We start from the raw sequence: 15123 nt of genomic DNA on the forward strand, positions 1-15123 counted from the left end.
ATGCAAAATTGTGGTTTTGGCTGGCAAAACAACGTGCTGCGTGCCACGTTGGCTGCCAGTGCGCAGGTATCCGGGCTGCCGGTAACAAACCTGCAAAACCAGCAGGGTGCGCCAAGCCTGGGCTGGCGTGCGCCGGGCACATCTGCGGTGCTCACACTCTCTGGTGTTTCTGGGGCACAATGGCAGGCCATCAGCCTGCACCGCACAAATTTAAGTGCTACAGCAACGTGGCGTATTCGCACGGGTAGTATCAACAGTTGGTGGGCCGTGGATTGGCACACAGACTGGTCAGGCCCGTGCAATGTGGCAAACGGCCAGTGTGTTTACATCTTGCCCAGCATTGCAACTGATGAGCGTTGTGAAGTCACCATAACGGATACTGCCAACCCGGATGGGTTCCTGTCTGTGCCGCTGGCATTTGCCGGGCCATTGTTCCAGCCGGTTCGCAATTTCAGCACGCAAAGCACGGCTGGCAGCAATCTGGGGCAAGATACTGTTACCACGCTAGGCGGTTCGGAATTTGTTTCTGGCCGCTGGTATCAGCGCAAATTGTCCATCGTGCACGATTCTCTGGGTGATGCTGATGCAGCAGTGCTGGATCAGGCATTGCAGGCGGCGGCTACCGGCCAGAACATCCTGTTTGTGCCAGATCCTGATGCCACAACCGATGTGCTGGCACAGAAATCCCTGTTCGGGACACTCAGCGGCGGAGATCTGTCCAACCCCTACGGGCCAGCAGATCGGCATTCCCTCACCCTCACTCTAACGGAGCGTCTGTAATGGCAGCACAACTTGGCAATTATGTGCTGGAGACAGCCACATCACCCGGCACGGGCGGCTTTACACTTAACGGTGCCGAGGCAAATCGGCGGGCATTTTCTACAGCATTCCCAAATGGCGGGAATGTCCTGTATTTTGCCGATGATGGGTCTCAGGCAGAATGGGGTATTGGCACGCTTACCGTCGGCACACCCAGCACACTGGCACGCTCCACCGTGTTGGGGAACACGGCGGGCACCAAAGTCGCGCTCAATTTTCCCGGTTCTGTTGAGGTTTATAACGAAATTCCAGCCGAAATGGTGGCTGTGCTGGAGCAGGATGGATCTCTAGAGCTGGCAGGCAGCCTGACAGTAAAAGGCAAAACGCTTGTCCAGAATGTAGATGATTTTTCATCTCAGGAGGCTGTGCCAGCAGTACAGGCAGATAGCCGGTATCTCAGGTTGGCAACTGGATTGGCTAACACAGATACGGCGGTAAATGCGTTGTGGGTTGATCTCACCACAGAAAATGGCTTTCCACGCATAGGTTTTGCAGGAGCCAACGGCACCACATACGGCGCATATGGTGTGGCCAAAGTTAATGCGCTGATTGGCGCGTGTATTCAAAACGCAAATCCCGGTATCGCCAATGCTCAGGCTGGCACGTCATTATGCGTAAATCCTGCTGATGGCCTCCCGTATCTGGCCTATAATGGAAATACCCAGATTGTTGCTTTGGCATTAGATAGCGCCAAGGTTAACAAAACAGATGGCGCTATGAGCGCTTTAACTGTTTCCATTGGCACTGGATATTTCCAGATGACCAATGCAGATGCGCCCGGCTACGCCACATGGTATCGCCCAACTGGCACAGCCACGGATGGCGTGCTGGATATCTATTCCAATGTGGGTGACACAAAAGCAAATGTGCTGCGGATTACGGCAGACGGCGGTATAAATATTCTGGGGTCTGGCACATTTCAGAAAAGCGGCTCGAATGTTGCATTCAAAAGTGATTTGCCATCGCTACCCGGCGGTACACTGCTGACGTGGACAGTGGATAATGTGGCAACAGAAACTACCCTGGATTTACCACAGACATTTAAAAACACGCCTGCGGTATGGTGTCAGGATGTGAGCGCCGTTAACGTCCACTATGCCTGCATACGCAACATAACAACCACAAATTTCCAGGTGCAGACAGGCTCTAATGTCACCATCCCAACGTTACGGTTTTTTGCAGTGGGTGATCTCGCTTGACGCCCTAACGGCAAGCTCAGCCTCATGTTCATACGTGAGCATATTCCAGCGGCTTTAGGCCGCTTTTTTGTATCAGGACACATCATGCCAACAGCAGAAAACGATGGTGCGGATCTGCGCGCCGTCCTGGCGAAACTCGACACTATGCAGGGGGATATCAGTGAGGTGAAAAAAGACCAGCGGGCGGAGCGTGATGCTCGCGTTGCCCTGGCGGCACGCACGGACGCGCTAGAAAAGCGGGATACGCTGATTTTATCCAAGATCGACAAAATGGCCATTGATGATGCCGAGCGTGCCGGTGCCACGCGCCTGACCATGTGGGTTGCCAGTATGCTGGGGCCAACCGGCATCGCAACGCTGGCCGCAGCACTTTACCACCTGTTCAGCCATCCGTAGCTGACCATCCTATTTGTCAATTCAGAATTGTTCAGACTTTTTCAGAGCTGAAAGAGTCTGAAAAAGTCTGAAACTGAAATACGCCCACTCCGGCCGCCATTGAGCGGCCTTTTTTTTGTATCCGGAAAAACAGATGAATGATTCCATCCAGTTGGCGGCATGCCTGTGCCGCGAGTACGAGGGCCTGCGCCTACATCCATACATTTGCCCAGCCGGTTATTGGACTATTGGTTATGGCAATCGTGCCCTGGCCAACGGGGCCGCCGTAACGGCCAAAACTGCGCCTATTACGCAAAAACAGGCCGAAACATTGCTGGTTTTCACGCTGGCAGGCCTGCGGGTAAAGCTGCGCCAATTAGTGCGCACGCAGCTTTCGCCCAACCGAGAGGGTGCGCTGCTGGATTTCCAGTATAACCTGGGCACAGCAGCACTGGCAGGTTCCACCCTGTTGAGAGATCTGAACGCGGGCCACGATATTGCGGCCAGTGATCAGCTTCTGCTGTGGAACCACATGCACAAAAATGGCCAGCTGATTACAGAACCGGGCCTTACGGCACGGCGCCATGCTGAATGGCTGCTCTGGAGCGGGGTTAACCCCTGCAATCCGCAGCCAGTAGCGCCTGCACCCTCCCCCACGTCCACAGATCAACTCAACGCGGCGGAATTAGACCGCGTGCAGGAGAACACATGAGCGAGCGAGATCCTCTGTCCCGGCATGAACTAGATTGCCTGGCAGATCTGCTGTTTGACCGTTTTGCCCAACGCCTGCGGCAAAGCGGTTTTCGCCTTAATGAAGAAAATATCTTCATTGAACACGTTGATATCAACACGCTGCCCGTGAGCCTGCGTGGTGCTGGCCATGGCTGACACATCAACAGCCAGGGCGACCATTGCGCAAACGGCAAAAGCGGGTGGCATTGCCAGCACATTGGTTCTGGCGCTTACGCAACTGCCTCAGCCATATGCCCATTGGGTGGAAATTGGCCTGAGCGCCGCAGCTATTCTGGGGTTTGTGGCAACGCAGATCCCTGCACCGCCTGCCGGTTCCAAGTTATGGCCAGTTTACCGGGCGCTTAACTTTTTTGCTGCCAACTGGGGCCAAGCCGCCAATGCAGCCATCCTGATGCGCACAAAGGCTGCGGCCACGCCATCGGAACCAAAAGCTAACTAAAGTTAGCCTCTCATCTTTATCCAAGAAAGACGATACAAATGAAAAAAGCATTCCTCGCTCTGGGGCTGCTGCCCCTTCTGGCTGCTTGTGGCGCAACGCCACAAGCCAAGTTAAGCCAGACTGTTTACGATGTGGACAGTTCCTACCACGTTCTGGCGCAGCCGATTCCCGATGCCATTAAAGGCAACGTGCCGGGCATCACCCTAACGGACACGCAAAAGGATCTTGCCAAGCGGGCAAGCCAGACCGTGTTTAATGAAATCGCGTCTCTGGAAACCTCCATTGAGCACGGCAACAGCATCACCCAGACGGGTGTGAACGCACTCCAGACCGATTTTCTTTCATTCGAAACCTGCTGGGCAGGCCTGAAAACCGGCACCACGCCGGATGCCTGCGCAGCTCTTGGCGGGAGCAAATAACATGAACGCAACAGAAATCAGCGCCATCTTGGGCGTAGTTGGTACCGTAGCTGGTCTGGCCGAAAAATACGGGCCAGAAGTTTACGAAACGGTGAAAGAGGCCATTGAGCAGTCCAAGAGCAAGACTGGCCCAACTGTGGCAGATATTGAAGCCATCTTTGCCAAGTGCCAAGCTGATAACGCAGCCATCCAGTCCGCATGACGCCGGACTTTGAATGCGGGATGATTGTTGGTGGCGGGGGAGTTTTCCTCGCCACTATCGCACTGGCGGTAGGTTGGCGGATGTTGGTAGTGAGGTCTGATTTTTGGTGGAAAGGCTAACCAAGAGCCGCCGTAGGTAGCGGACAGGCTCTTGGCTGGCAGGGTTATAACGGGAAGTGAACGAGTGAGGAATACCAAATAGTTGCTGGGTTTCAGGCGACAATCATTCGGCCAAGACTCTCTGTCACCTGTTCAAATTTAGGTGTCCCTTCAGCTAAATGCTCCGCATATTTCCGTGCTGACATCTCATCTAGTTTTTGCACGGCTTCATGGCGTTTACTTAAAAGGGAATCTATCAAAGTAGTTGAATTTGAAAGACCTAGTTTTCTTAGGAACATTCCATGAAGAGGATGCTGCAAAACCAAAGCAATACTCAACATAGAAATTGCCTGAGCAATCTCATTGCCGGCTGCCCCACACTCACCCACAAGCTTCGTTTTAAATTCATCAAACGTTTCATCGGGCTGAGTAGATGTAGACACAGAAATTTGCATTGTAGGCTGAGAAGCGAGCTCAACAATCCTTCTGCCTATCAATCTTGTTTTTTCATCCAATGCCTCGTTGGCGACTAAGCTTACTCCAATATCAATCGCAGCCTTACGATACGGAGCAGCAGCTTCTGCGTTAAGTAGCATTGTGCGTGCTCTTAGGGCCATAGCTAATGAGATTATAGCGGCGGCTGGAAGACAGATCACCAGCACAACGACAAGAAAACTCATTTTTTCTTCTCCTTTGCGTTGGTTAAAATAATATTTATAAAGTGCGCTTTATGAGAATTAGAAAGCGTTGAATTAGATATAGTGTCAATAGCGTGCTTTTGCACGTCCCCGTTTAGCTTCAACTTTTGTATCAAAAACCACGATCCACAAATTATTGCTATTATGGTTATGCTGGTTAAGCAAACAACACATAATGTTACTAACGGATATGTGTGGGCAGTGGTTGCAGCTACATCTTGAATTGTATCCCACATTCCGTCTGTAATGGGTTGCCTACTTGGCATCTCAACCACCTAAAATTTCTTATTAAATTTTCACATCAATGAATCTGCGCTCTTATCATTACAAAAAAGTAACAGCGCAAGACCTAACGATATAACAGAAGGTCATATAATTGAAATTTGCTTCAAGACCAAGATTGGCCATTAGGTAGCGCTTTAGCTATTAATGATATGCTGCTAAACGCGGTATTGTGTTCACATGGTAAAGTGAGCACTGTTGTTTATGTTTATTTTTCAAGGAAAAACTTGGTCGGAGTGAGAAGATTCGAACTTCCGGCCCCTGCGTCCCGAACACAGTGCTCTACCAGGCTGAGCTACACTCCGATTACACGCTGCCTATACAGCGCTCTGGCCTGAGAAGCAAGAGTAGAAATGAGCCTTCCTACCCTTGCTCCATTTTATTTTACATCACATCCATACCCAACGCTTCTGTATGCTCTGTAACGCGGGAGCATTCCAGAGCCGCGGCAGCATTCGGCACAACGCTCAACAAAGATCTCGCATCTACTGAGGCAAATCCTTGTTTCACCGCCTCATCAAGCATGGCTACAACCTTATCGCCCCATCCATCTACGTTAATAAGCACGATGGGCTTATCGTGGCGTTTAAGCTGTCTCCATGTCAGAATTTCCAGAAGCTCTTCAAATGTTCCAAAACCACCGGGCAAAATCCAAAAAGCATCGGCACGTGAAAACATGATCTGCTTACGGGTATGCATGGAATCTGTAACGATCAGTTCAGAAACGTCTTCATTCATTTTTTCACGGGTTTTTAAAAATTCAGGGATAACACCCGTAACACTGCCACCTGCTTGAATAACAGCATGGGCCACAACCCCCATCAGCCCATTTGCACCGCCCCCATATACCAGCCGGATTCCGGCCTTGGCCAATTCTTTGCCCGTTTCCTGCGCTGCCTGCTGATACACAGGCTTTGCCCCCATGCGGGAACCACAGAACACGGCGACTGCACGCACATCAATTGTCATTCTTTATGTTCCTCCAAATAAGTTTCTAAAGTTTTAGAGATCTGTTTCTTACGGTAAAATGGATTGTCCATTTTCCTTACGATAAACAAAAGCACATATTCCCACACCAATCAGGCTCATAAGTGCTGTTGTTAAAAACAATCCCTGATATCCCCAAAACGGAATAATAAAGCCTAAAACGGGTCCTGATAGGCCAAGGGCGATATCAAGAAAAACAGAAAATGCGCCTACAGCAATGCCTTTATTTTCTGGCTTTGTGCGGGCTACTGCCCCTACCCCCAAAGCAGGAAACAAAAGTGAAAAACCAGCTCCCGTTAACGCAGCCCCTATATTTGCCCAAACAGGTGAATGCCCCATAGCCAATACACATAAGCCCAAACTTTCTATGAGTAAGGAAACCAATGCAACAATTGTGCCACCACGTTTTGTTATCTGAGTTGTAAAACCAAACCGTGTCAAAACAAAAACACATCCAAAAATAGATAATGCAGTTGCAGCCCCACTCCAGTTCTGATCAGCAAAATACAACGTCAGCAAGGATGAAATAGCGCCAAACCCAATAGAACCCGCAGCCAGAGCCATGCCATATGGTGCAACCTGACCAAAAACTGTCATAAAGGAATGGCGCTTACCCGTAGATGGGGAAAGCGGTTTAACTGCTACCTGATGCCATGCCCACGGCACCCCCAAAAGCAGCATCAGCATACAGCACAGGCCTATGCCCCAAAAACCACCTAATGCAGCATGAGACTGATAAATCATCATGGCAATAGGCGCCCCCAATGCAATGCCGCCATAAGAACACACACCATTCCAGGAGATAACACGGGCGGTTCCGGGTGCCCCTACCCTCTGAATGTTCCAGACAATAACACCAGTCGCAACCCAGCTTTCAGATATGCCCAAAAAAATACGGCCCAATAGAACAATTGCCAAAGCCCCGACAGGCCAGGCCATCATGGAAGGCGCAAGCATGATGAACAAACCAGAAAGCGCACCCAGAAAAAGCCCTGCAATGACAACCCTTTTAGGGCCACGTGTATCTATCCGCCGGCCAGCTCCTACACGGGATATAAATGTGGCCAGATACTGAACGGAAACAGCAAACCCTGCGAGCGCTGAGCTAAATCCCAACTGTTCTTTTACAAACAATGGCACAACTGCCATTTGTAAACCGATTTCTACGTAACAAAGCAAAGTAAAAACTACGATGGCAAAAATAGACCATAGCGTTTTTCCTGCTGTATCTGGTGCTCCTTCAATATTATTATTTCCGTTCATTACATTCCTTCATGGTAATGGTATGACATAATCAGAATCCGTACCAATTTGCTCGCATATGATAGGCGAATGCAAAGCAAAACTTAGGAATCCAGCATGAATATGTCTTCACCTGATGATGAAGGTTACATCACCGTTTCCACCCGCATTGCTTATGAAAACCCATGGACCCGTGTGCGGGAAGACATCATCCGCTTACCTAATGGTAAAGATGGCCTTTATGGCATTGTAGAAAGAGGCGACTTTGTTGTTATCCTTCCTTTGGGCGCATCTACAGATGGCCATCCAACTGTAACTTTGGTCAATCAATACCGTTATCCCATTAAAAAACGGCTATGGGAGTTACCAATGGGCATGTGGGAGGCTCAACCAGATGCCAAAATAGAAGATGTTGCCGCAGGTGAATTACGAGAAGAGACAGGCTTACGAGCCCAAACATTACAACATGCAGGCATTGTTTATCAGGGAGCAGGATATTCTACCCAGAAAGGTCACGTCTATTTGGCCACAGGATTAACCCAAGGTACCCGTCAGCTAGAGGATACCGAACAAGGTATGACATGTCATACTTTTCTTCTTTCAGAAGTAGAAAATATGATACGTAAAAATGAGATCACCTGTATGGTCAGCTTAGCTGCATTTGGTCTTTTACGTATTAAAAATATGATATAAAAATAAAAATCCCCTGATTTACAGGGGATTTTTCTAAAATGGTTGAACAACAACCATAATAACAATAATCATCATCAAGATAGTTGGCACTTCATTGGCAATACGATAAAATTTTTCTGAATGCCTATTATGGTCAGAAGAAAAATCTTTACACCAACGCGCACAACACCCATGAAAAACAAACATACAGAATACAGCAGTAAGTTTTGTATGCCACCATCCCGCATGCCAATTTACCCCACCCGGGGTCAACACAAGTAGCACACCAAAAAACAGGCTAGCACACATAGCCGGTGTCATAATTGCTTTCAAAAGTCTGCGTTCCATAATTTTAAACCGCAGACTTTCCTGTGATCCAACAGCAACCTGGCAATGATAAACAAATAATCGTGGCAGATAAAATAACCCGGCCATCCACGCCATAACAGACATGATATGAAAAGCTATCAGCCAACGTAACCACGGCAAAAGGGCATCTATAACCATCATCAACGCCCTTGCTGTTGCAAAGCTTTCTGAACCAAAGGCGCAAATTGTGAAAGATGGTTAATTCTTAAAATATTATCCCATTTTGGAATAGAATTTCCTTCTGGCCTTAGCATCACACAAGCCATTCCGGCATCAACGGCTGCTCGTGCACCTGTATCACTGTCTTCCAGTACAAGACATTCTGCAGGAGAAACACCTTCTTCTTCTGCGGCTTTCAGATACACATCAGGTTTGGGTTTTGGAATTCCCATATCTCTTGCTGAGTGGATACGGTTTTTAAAAAAGTGCTCAAGATTGGTAATAGAAAACTTTGCGTCCATCTCTTCTTGAGATGAATTGGATGCAACCCTTACAGGAACACCCATTTTTTGAATACTGTTGAGCATATCATAAACGCCCTCAACAGGTTCAACACCTTCTTTCATGGCAACCACAAAGCGTTTTTGCATCATGCTTGCCCATCCAGCCCCCAGCTTTGCGCCAGTTTCCTGCTCAATCATGTGCTGTATTCCCGGCAATGCCATGCCGGAAAATACTTTTACTGCTTGTTTATCCGGCACGTTCATACCAACGCGCCGAGCTTCTTCTGCACTGATGCGACAACATGTTTCTTCGCTATCAACCAGAACACCATCGCAATCAAAAATAATAAGTTTGAGATGCCCTTGAGGGGAAAGAACGAGTGGTTGTTCTGCCATCAGGCTGTTTCCCTTATCGTGTTTACCAATTCTGCAACGTGTTCAACAGGTGTTTGTGGCAACACACCATGACCTAAATTGAAAACATGAGCACGCCCTCGGCCAGCTTCACGAATAGCCAGTGCCTCACGCTTCATGGCATCTCCACCTGCCAATACAGAAACCGGGTCCAGATTACCTTGAATTCCAACATGCTCTGGCAGCATGGAACGCACAATTTCTATATCTGCCCCTGTATCCAGCGCCACAACATCTACGCCGGTTTCTCGTGCATATTCGGCAACCAATACACCACTTAAACGCGGAAACCCGATAATACGGGTAGAAGGATGTCGGGCTTTAATAGCCTGAACAATCTGGCGAGATGGCGCAATAACGTGTTTGCGAAATTCTGAGGGAGATAACAGGCCAGCCCACGAATCAAATAGCATGACAGCTTCAGCACCTGCTTCAATCTGCTTGCAAAGATATTCGGCTGTTGTTTGGGTAAGTAAATCCATTAACCGATCAAACAGAACAGGTTCCGCGTAAGCCATCTGCCGGGTAACAGCAAACTCCCGAGATCCATGCCCTTCAACCATGTAACAGGCAACCGTAAAGGGAGCGCCCGTAAAACCAAGCAAAGTGGTTGCGCCTGGTTGTGCAACACCAATTTTGTCCGGGCCATTCAGTTCTTTACGCAAGCGTGTCAGAGTTTCCAAAACAGGCGCTGTAATCTCGGCAATACGCGCAGGATCCAACTTGGCCAGATCCTGCTCAGAGCGAATAGCACCCAGTATAGGGCCCTTACCTTCTACAAATTCAAGGGATTGTCCCATCGCCCATGGTAAAATCAGAATATCGGAAAACAGAATAGCGCCGTCCATTCCAAAACGTTTGATCGGCTGCAATGTCAGTTCTGTTGCAATATCTGGTGTCATGCAGCGTGTCAGAAAATCTGCTTTGGCACGCATGGCCCGAAATTCTGGCAGAAAGCGACCAGCTTGCCGCATCAGCCACATCGGAGGCGGCCACAAGGCTTCACCATTGAGTGTTCTTAAAAGCCGTTTGGCGGAGGGGATATGTTCGTCTGTCATCATGCTTCGATGTCCTGCCACGTCTTTGTTCACGCTGTCCACGCCCCTCTTCCTATAAAAAAAGAAAGAAATAGGTTTGTAGTTGTTTAAAAGTACTGTGAATGGTGGGGTACCCGGTATTCCAAAAATGTACCCCAGCTTTCCCACACTGTGTACAAATTTTAGGGTATTGGAAAACAAGGACTTTTTGAAGTTATCCAGAAAGTACCCGTACGGGGCTGTGTACAACTCACCGGTTTATCGTTTTAAAGGGTTGTGCCCGGTACTCGGTACGTCGCAGTTATGAGTTCCGTACAATCCACATGTACCCCGGTACTCAGGTGAGTACTCACAGGCCATTTTTTTACGAGTACCTGAACGGGACTCGAATTGATGCAGGATTTAGTACTAATGCCGACTCCATTACAGAACAGAGATTCGAAACTGCTTTTGGCGAGTGGTTCTTTTTCTAGGCGCAAGATGCTTGAGGATGTTGGACTGGATTTTGATGTCCAGGTTGGAGATGTAAATGAAGACATCCTTAAAGCTGCAGGCAAACGTGAGGGATGGAAGCCTGAGGCTGTAGCTCTTGGGTTGGCTGAGGCCAAGGCGCTTTCTGTCCAGCAGCCAGATGCTTTTATTATTGGCGCAGACCAGATGTTGTCCTGCGATTCCATATGGTATGATAAGCCTAAGGATCTGGCGCAGGCCCGTGAGCAACTTCTGGCGTTAAGAGGCCATACCCATATTTTACATACGGCGGTTGCACTCTGTCGGAATGGTCAGGTGGTATGGCAGCATGTTGACCAGCCCCGTTTGACCATGCGTTTGTTTTCTGAAGCTTTTCTGGACGCCTATTTGCAAACCGAAGGCCCTGCGTGTCTGGCTTCTGTGGGTGCATATCGGTTGGAAGGGCCAGGTTTGCAGCTTTTTGCGTATATAGAAGGAGATTCTTTTTCCATTCAGGGGTTGCCTCTTCTGCCGCTTCTTGAAGTGTTGAGAGAGATGAAGGTGATTTTTTACTGAAAATAGGGGCTTGCCTGTTATGGGCAGACCATGTAAGAGGCTGTGCACAAGAACGATGTGGGGCCATAGCTCAGTTGGGAGAGCGCCTGAATGGCATTCAGGAGGTCGTCGGTTCGATCCCGATTGGCTCCACCAGTTCCCGTCGAAATATCCAATAAAATTACGAAGATAGTAATCACTTATAGGTTTTTACCTTCTGTAAGATAAATAATATAGATTCTTACCAAATATATATCTTATATTTTGGCATGAAACATACACAATTATTAAGTAAATGTGAATACTTATATTATAAAATTGAGAACACTATATTCTGTGTAATGCGCCTCAATATAAATATAAGGCACTTTCATGGTGGAAATTTCTACCTAGTGTTTCTGTTTTGAAGACGTGATGCAATTTCTATGTGTCGTCAGGTCGCCCTACTTGGGGATGTAGGTGGACGCTGTTGATATCGGCCTGTAAGAAAATATACGCTTTTTCGTATTGTATTTCGGGAGCAGCTAATGCCCAGCATAAGCCCATTTGCCGGCAAGCCGGTCGATCCAGACCGCCTTGTTAATATCGATGCCTTGCTTGATGCCTATTACACCCGCAAGCCTGATCCCGTTATTGCAACGCAGCGCGTTGCGTTTGGTACGTCGGGGCATCGTGGGTCTGCGTTGACCACCAGTTTCAATGAAAACCACATTCTGGCGATCAGTCAGGCGATAGCTGACTATCGCAAGGGCGCGGGCATTACTGGGCCGTTATTTATCGGCATTGATACTCATGCGCTTTCGCGGCCAGCGTTAAAATCCACGCTGGAAGTATTTGCGGCAAATGGTGTGGAAGTTCGCATTGATGCGCAGGATGGCTATACTCCCACGCCCGTCATCTCGCACGCGATCCTGACTTATAATCGCGACCGCAGCAGTGATTTGGCTGATGGCGTGGTTATTACGCCATCGCATAACCCGCCGGAAGATGGTGGCTATAAGTACAATCCTCCCCATGGCGGGCCAGCGGATACCGATATTACCAAGGTGGTGGAAAACGCGGCCAACGACTACATGGCCAAGAACATGGAAGGCGTAAAGCGCATCGGCCTTGAAGAGGCGCTGAAAGCTCCCACCACAAAGCGCCATGACTACATCACCCCGTATGTGGATGACTTGGCTGCCGTGGTGGACATGGATGTCATTCGGGAATCCGGCGTGTCCATAGGTATCGACCCGCTAGGTGGGGCTGCAGTGGATTACTGGCAGCCGATCATAGACAAATACGGCATCAATGCTACGATTGTTAGCAAGGAAGTAGATCCGACCTTTCGTTTCATGACTGCTGACTGGGACGGGAAGATCCGCATGGATTGCTCTTCTCCCTATGCTATGGCCCGCTTGGTCGGGATGAAGGACAAGTTCGACATCGCTTTTGCTAATGATACTGATGCTGACCGTCATGGCATTGTGTCGGGTAAATACGGGCTTATGAACCCCAATCACTATCTTGCCGTCGCGATTGAATACCTGTTCAAAAACCGTGAAAACTGGAACGCCCATGCAGGCGTGGGCAAAACGGTGGTTAGCAGCGGCATGATTGATCGCGTGGCTAATGAAATCGGCCGCAAGTTGGTGGAGGTGCCGGTCGGGTTCAAGTGGTTCGTTGATGGTTTGTACCACGGCACGTTGGGCTTTGGTGGGGAAGAAAGCGCGGGCGCGTCCTTCCTGCGCCGTGCTGGTACGGTATGGAGTACAGATAAGGACGGCATTATTCTTGGCCTACTTGCAGCCGAGATGACCGCTCGTACCAAGCGTACCCCCGGGGCTGCATATGAGGACATGACAAAACGTCTCGGCACGCCGTACTATGCGCGGATTGATGCCCCGGCTACTCCGGAGGAGAAGGCTATCCTGAAAAATCTGTCTCCTGAGCAGATCGGCATGACCGAACTGGCGGGAGAGCCGATCATCACGACCCTAACTAACGCGCCGGGTAACGGGGCAGCCATTGGTGGCCTGAAGGTTTCAGCTAAAGATGGCTGGTTTGCTGCGCGTCCATCGGGTACAGAAAACGTCTATAAAATCTATGCTGAAAGCTTCAAGAGCGAGGCACACCTCAAGGCTATCCAGACTGAAGCGCAAAACGCAATTTCTGCATTGTTTGCTCAGGTAGCTGAAAAGAAAGCGGGCTGATTTTAGCATCACTTCCCATGTCCCTTCATTGGGGCATGGTTGGTGTTGGCGGCTCCTCAGTAAGCATCAAGTGTACCGGCAGGCGTTTTATTCTTCTACTGCTTAAGCTACTTATTCATTTGGAAATGTCAGTGGGCGTAAACGGGGCTTTTGTGCTTTAGTTACCAGCGTATCCAAAGCGGAAAGAAAACGGGATCGATCTGTTTTTCCAAATACGCTTCCACCCGGTGTCATGACACCGGCTGAACGCAAATCTGTCATCAGGTTACGCACTGCCAACGCCATACCAATGGCATCTTCATCCAAAATTCGCCCTTTAGGCTCAAGAACATAGGCGCCTTTTTCAACACATCGCGCTGCCAGCGGAATATCTGCTGTAATCACGATGTCTCTGTCTGATACGCGCTCGGCAATCCAATCGTCTGCCATGTCTGGCCCTGCATCTACCACTATGCGCTCAATCAGAGGTGAATCTGGAACCATAATCATTCTGTTTGAGACAATGAAAACATGCAGATTGTAACGACTGGCCACACGATAGACCTCGTTTTTTACGGGGCATGCATCAGAATCAACAAAAATACGAATCATATAGCTAATGTGCAGCAGGAAGGCTGCAATCGCAAATTACGACTTTAGCATGGGGTAATCTCTTCCTTTTATGTAAAGTTGGGGATACTTTGCACGCAATCTTTCTATCCAGAAGCAAAAGCAGAACATTTTTCTTTTAAATTTATGCCTTTTTTCAGACACAAGCCTTTGTCATTAGTCAAAAAGCAGACAAGGTGTTTATGCACTTTGTTACGGTAAAGATTTTATAAGGCGAATCTGATGAAAAAAGTTTTGATGGCTACAGCGCTGACGCTGGGAATGATGACCTCAGCAGTTTCTTTTGCACACGCACAGGAAGCCTCTCCGGCTGTTGGCGCACCTCCGCCGGGTGGCCCGGGCTGTGGTCCGATGCATCATCATGGTATGGGTGGCCCTATTCTGAATCTGGATGGCGTGAAGCTGACCTCTGCTCAGAAGAAAAAGCTGAAAGCTATTTTTGACGCAAACAAGCCTTCAGACCCGAAAGCGGACATGGAGCAGATTCACAGCCTGCACCAGCAGGAACGTGAAGTGCTGACAACACCGGGGCCGGTTGATCAGGCTAAGTTGCAGCAGATTGAACAGCAGATCAGCACCATGCAGACCGAGCGCGCAACGCAGCGCCTGCAGGTTGAAACGCAGGTTCATGATATTCTGACCAAGAAACAGCTGAAGCAGATTGCCGAACGCCCTGAACCCCAGATGCCGCCAATGTGCGGAAACGGTGCACCTCCGGCTCCAACCGAAAGCAAATAAGCTTCTACAAAAAGCTGCCAGAATATCTGGCAGCTTTTTTTTATGCCTTAGCATTGATGCGTTGTGTCTGCATTCATAGACAAATGGTGCAGATCAAGAGAAAAAACAGAACGTTTTTTCTCGGTGCC

19 protein-coding genes and 2 tRNA genes are annotated in these 15123 nt (G+C 49.0%); 13 read left to right on the top strand and 8 right to left on the bottom strand.

All coding sequences use genetic code 11. From position 1 onward, the window contains the following. The 8 genes from FKW31_RS03800 (at position 1) to FKW31_RS03835 (ending at position 4206) form a co-directional block, all read left to right on the top strand. Complete coding sequence (locus tag FKW31_RS03800) at positions 1-780, top strand: hypothetical protein (RefSeq protein ID WP_150177817.1); 780 nt, start codon at positions 1-3, stop codon at positions 778-780. Continuing rightward, a complete protein-coding gene (locus FKW31_RS03805) occupies positions 780-2018 on the top strand; it encodes a hypothetical protein (protein WP_150177819.1) in 1239 nt (412 codons plus the stop codon). Before FKW31_RS03800 ends, FKW31_RS03805 begins: the two co-directional genes overlap by 1 nt. 24 nt (positions 2019-2042) lie before the next feature. Next, on the top strand, positions 2043-2414 hold the full coding sequence (locus tag FKW31_RS03810; RefSeq protein ID WP_150177821.1) for a hypothetical protein: 372 nt from the start codon (positions 2043-2045) through the stop codon (positions 2412-2414). A gap of 133 nt (positions 2415-2547) precedes the next feature. Continuing rightward, positions 2548-3105 carry a lysozyme gene (locus FKW31_RS03815; RefSeq protein ID WP_150177823.1) on the top strand — a complete coding sequence of 186 codons (558 nt, stop codon included), beginning with the start codon at positions 2548-2550 and terminating at the stop codon, positions 3103-3105. Continuing rightward, entirely contained in the window at positions 3102-3281 is a 180-nt protein-coding gene (locus tag FKW31_RS03820; RefSeq protein ID WP_150177825.1) for a hypothetical protein, read from the top strand. Before FKW31_RS03815 ends, FKW31_RS03820 begins: the two co-directional genes overlap by 4 nt. Beyond that, a complete protein-coding gene (locus FKW31_RS03825) occupies positions 3274-3585 on the top strand; it encodes a hypothetical protein (protein WP_150177827.1) in 312 nt (103 codons plus the stop codon). The genes FKW31_RS03820 and FKW31_RS03825 overlap by 8 nt, the downstream gene beginning before the upstream one ends. A 38-nt stretch (positions 3586-3623) precedes the next feature. Continuing rightward, the gene (locus FKW31_RS03830) at positions 3624-4004 is read left to right on the top strand and encodes a hypothetical protein (RefSeq protein ID WP_089179683.1); all 381 of its coding nucleotides are present in this window, start codon (positions 3624-3626) and stop codon (positions 4002-4004) included. 1 nt (position 4005) lies between these two features. Next, on the top strand, positions 4006-4206 hold the full coding sequence (locus tag FKW31_RS03835; protein WP_150177829.1) for a hypothetical protein: 201 nt from the start codon (positions 4006-4008) through the stop codon (positions 4204-4206). Positions 4207-4417: 211 nt separating this feature from the next. On the opposite strand, the gene FKW31_RS03840 is transcribed toward FKW31_RS03835, so the two are convergent. From FKW31_RS03840 to FKW31_RS03855, 4 genes are all read right to left on the bottom strand, one after another. Next, the gene (locus tag FKW31_RS03840) at positions 4418-4984 is read right to left on the bottom strand and encodes a hypothetical protein (protein WP_150177831.1); all 567 of its coding nucleotides are present in this window, start codon (positions 4982-4984) and stop codon (positions 4418-4420) included. Between the two features lie 528 nt (positions 4985-5512). Continuing rightward, a tRNA-Pro gene (locus FKW31_RS03845) sits at positions 5513-5589 on the bottom strand. Positions 5590-5668: 79 nt separating this feature from the next. Continuing rightward, positions 5669-6253 carry a TIGR00730 family Rossman fold protein gene (locus tag FKW31_RS03850; protein WP_006116589.1) on the bottom strand — a complete coding sequence of 195 codons (585 nt, stop codon included), beginning with the start codon at positions 6251-6253 and terminating at the stop codon, positions 5669-5671. Positions 6254-6301: 48 nt separating this feature from the next. Next, positions 6302-7534, bottom strand: a complete 1233-nt coding sequence (locus FKW31_RS03855; RefSeq protein ID WP_150177833.1) for an MFS transporter — start codon at positions 7532-7534, stop codon at positions 6302-6304. A gap of 96 nt (positions 7535-7630) precedes the next feature. Between FKW31_RS03855 and FKW31_RS03860 the strand changes: the two genes are divergently transcribed. Then, the gene (locus tag FKW31_RS03860) at positions 7631-8206 is read left to right on the top strand and encodes an NUDIX hydrolase (RefSeq protein WP_150177835.1); all 576 of its coding nucleotides are present in this window, start codon (positions 7631-7633) and stop codon (positions 8204-8206) included. Positions 8207-8239: 33 nt separating this feature from the next. Here FKW31_RS03860 and hemJ read toward each other — a convergent pair whose 3' ends face one another. From hemJ to hemE, 3 genes are read right to left on the bottom strand one after another with little or no spacing between them, the layout of a single operon-like run. After that, positions 8240-8692: a protoporphyrinogen oxidase HemJ gene (hemJ, locus tag FKW31_RS03865; RefSeq protein WP_035353112.1), complete on the bottom strand. Its 453-nt coding sequence runs from the start codon at positions 8690-8692 to the stop codon at positions 8240-8242. Between the two features lie 2 nt (positions 8693-8694). Beyond that, positions 8695-9396 carry an HAD family phosphatase gene (locus FKW31_RS03870; protein ID WP_150177837.1) on the bottom strand — a complete coding sequence of 234 codons (702 nt, stop codon included), beginning with the start codon at positions 9394-9396 and terminating at the stop codon, positions 8695-8697. Beyond that, complete coding sequence (hemE, locus tag FKW31_RS03875) at positions 9393-10472, bottom strand: uroporphyrinogen decarboxylase (protein WP_150177839.1); 1080 nt, start codon at positions 10470-10472, stop codon at positions 9393-9395. Before hemE ends, FKW31_RS03870 begins: the two co-directional genes overlap by 4 nt. Positions 10473-10841: 369 nt before the next feature. Here hemE and FKW31_RS03880 point away from each other — a divergent pair, with 369 nt between their 5' ends. From FKW31_RS03880 to pgm, 3 genes are all read left to right on the top strand, one after another. Beyond that, positions 10842-11474: a Maf family protein gene (locus tag FKW31_RS03880; protein WP_035353107.1), complete on the top strand. Its 633-nt coding sequence runs from the start codon at positions 10842-10844 to the stop codon at positions 11472-11474. A gap of 59 nt (positions 11475-11533) precedes the next feature. Further along, positions 11534-11609 (top strand) — tRNA-Ala (locus FKW31_RS03885). A 371-nt stretch (positions 11610-11980) separates the two neighbouring features. Further along, positions 11981-13648 (top strand): phosphoglucomutase (alpha-D-glucose-1,6-bisphosphate-dependent), encoded by a 1668-nt coding sequence (gene pgm / locus FKW31_RS03890; protein WP_150177841.1) that lies wholly within the window; start codon positions 11981-11983, stop codon positions 13646-13648. 111 nt (positions 13649-13759) lie between these two features. Here the strand turns inward: pgm and FKW31_RS03895 are convergent, their stop codons facing one another. After that, complete coding sequence (locus tag FKW31_RS03895) at positions 13760-14239, bottom strand: YaiI/YqxD family protein (protein WP_063353238.1); 480 nt, start codon at positions 14237-14239, stop codon at positions 13760-13762. A 240-nt stretch (positions 14240-14479) separates the two neighbouring features. On the opposite strand from FKW31_RS03895, the gene FKW31_RS03900 reads away from it, so the two are divergent. After that, the gene (locus tag FKW31_RS03900) at positions 14480-14995 is read left to right on the top strand and encodes a Spy/CpxP family protein refolding chaperone (RefSeq protein WP_150177843.1); all 516 of its coding nucleotides are present in this window, start codon (positions 14480-14482) and stop codon (positions 14993-14995) included. Positions 14996-15123 lie beyond the last annotated feature (128 nt).

Source organism: Acetobacter sp. DmW_136, from assembly GCF_008690365.1.
Classification (GTDB): Bacteria; Pseudomonadota; Alphaproteobacteria; order Acetobacterales; family Acetobacteraceae; genus Acetobacter; species Acetobacter oryzifermentans.

Excerpts from the sequence above, each read along its gene's own strand:
- FKW31_RS03800 (WP_150177817.1), top strand. The coding sequence starts at position 1 with ATGCAAAATTGTGGTTTTGGCTGGCAAAACAACGTGCTGCGTGCCACG.
- FKW31_RS03805 (WP_150177819.1), top strand. The coding sequence starts at position 780 with ATGGCAGCACAACTTGGCAATTATGTGCTGGAGACAGCCACATCACCC.
- FKW31_RS03810 (WP_150177821.1), top strand. The coding sequence starts at position 2,043 with ATGTTCATACGTGAGCATATTCCAGCGGCTTTAGGCCGCTTTTTTGTA.
- FKW31_RS03815 (WP_150177823.1), top strand. The coding sequence starts at position 2,548 with ATGAATGATTCCATCCAGTTGGCGGCATGCCTGTGCCGCGAGTACGAG.
- FKW31_RS03820 (WP_150177825.1), top strand. The coding sequence starts at position 3,102 with ATGAGCGAGCGAGATCCTCTGTCCCGGCATGAACTAGATTGCCTGGCA.
- FKW31_RS03825 (WP_150177827.1), top strand. The coding sequence starts at position 3,274 with ATGGCTGACACATCAACAGCCAGGGCGACCATTGCGCAAACGGCAAAA.
- FKW31_RS03830 (WP_089179683.1), top strand. The coding sequence starts at position 3,624 with ATGAAAAAAGCATTCCTCGCTCTGGGGCTGCTGCCCCTTCTGGCTGCT.
- FKW31_RS03835 (WP_150177829.1), top strand. The coding sequence starts at position 4,006 with ATGAACGCAACAGAAATCAGCGCCATCTTGGGCGTAGTTGGTACCGTA.
- FKW31_RS03840 (WP_150177831.1), bottom strand. The coding sequence starts at position 4,984 with ATGAGTTTTCTTGTCGTTGTGCTGGTGATCTGTCTTCCAGCCGCCGCT.
- FKW31_RS03850 (WP_006116589.1), bottom strand. The coding sequence starts at position 6,253 with ATGACAATTGATGTGCGTGCAGTCGCCGTGTTCTGTGGTTCCCGCATG.
- FKW31_RS03855 (WP_150177833.1), bottom strand. The coding sequence starts at position 7,534 with ATGAACGGAAATAATAATATTGAAGGAGCACCAGATACAGCAGGAAAA.
- FKW31_RS03860 (WP_150177835.1), top strand. The coding sequence starts at position 7,631 with ATGAATATGTCTTCACCTGATGATGAAGGTTACATCACCGTTTCCACC.
- hemJ (WP_035353112.1), bottom strand. The coding sequence starts at position 8,692 with ATGGTTATAGATGCCCTTTTGCCGTGGTTACGTTGGCTGATAGCTTTT.
- hemE (WP_150177839.1), bottom strand. The coding sequence starts at position 10,472 with ATGATGACAGACGAACATATCCCCTCCGCCAAACGGCTTTTAAGAACA.
- FKW31_RS03880 (WP_035353107.1), top strand. The coding sequence starts at position 10,842 with ATGCAGGATTTAGTACTAATGCCGACTCCATTACAGAACAGAGATTCG.
- pgm (WP_150177841.1), top strand. The coding sequence starts at position 11,981 with ATGCCCAGCATAAGCCCATTTGCCGGCAAGCCGGTCGATCCAGACCGC.
- FKW31_RS03895 (WP_063353238.1), bottom strand. The coding sequence starts at position 14,239 with ATGATTCGTATTTTTGTTGATTCTGATGCATGCCCCGTAAAAAACGAG.
- FKW31_RS03900 (WP_150177843.1), top strand. The coding sequence starts at position 14,480 with ATGAAAAAAGTTTTGATGGCTACAGCGCTGACGCTGGGAATGATGACC.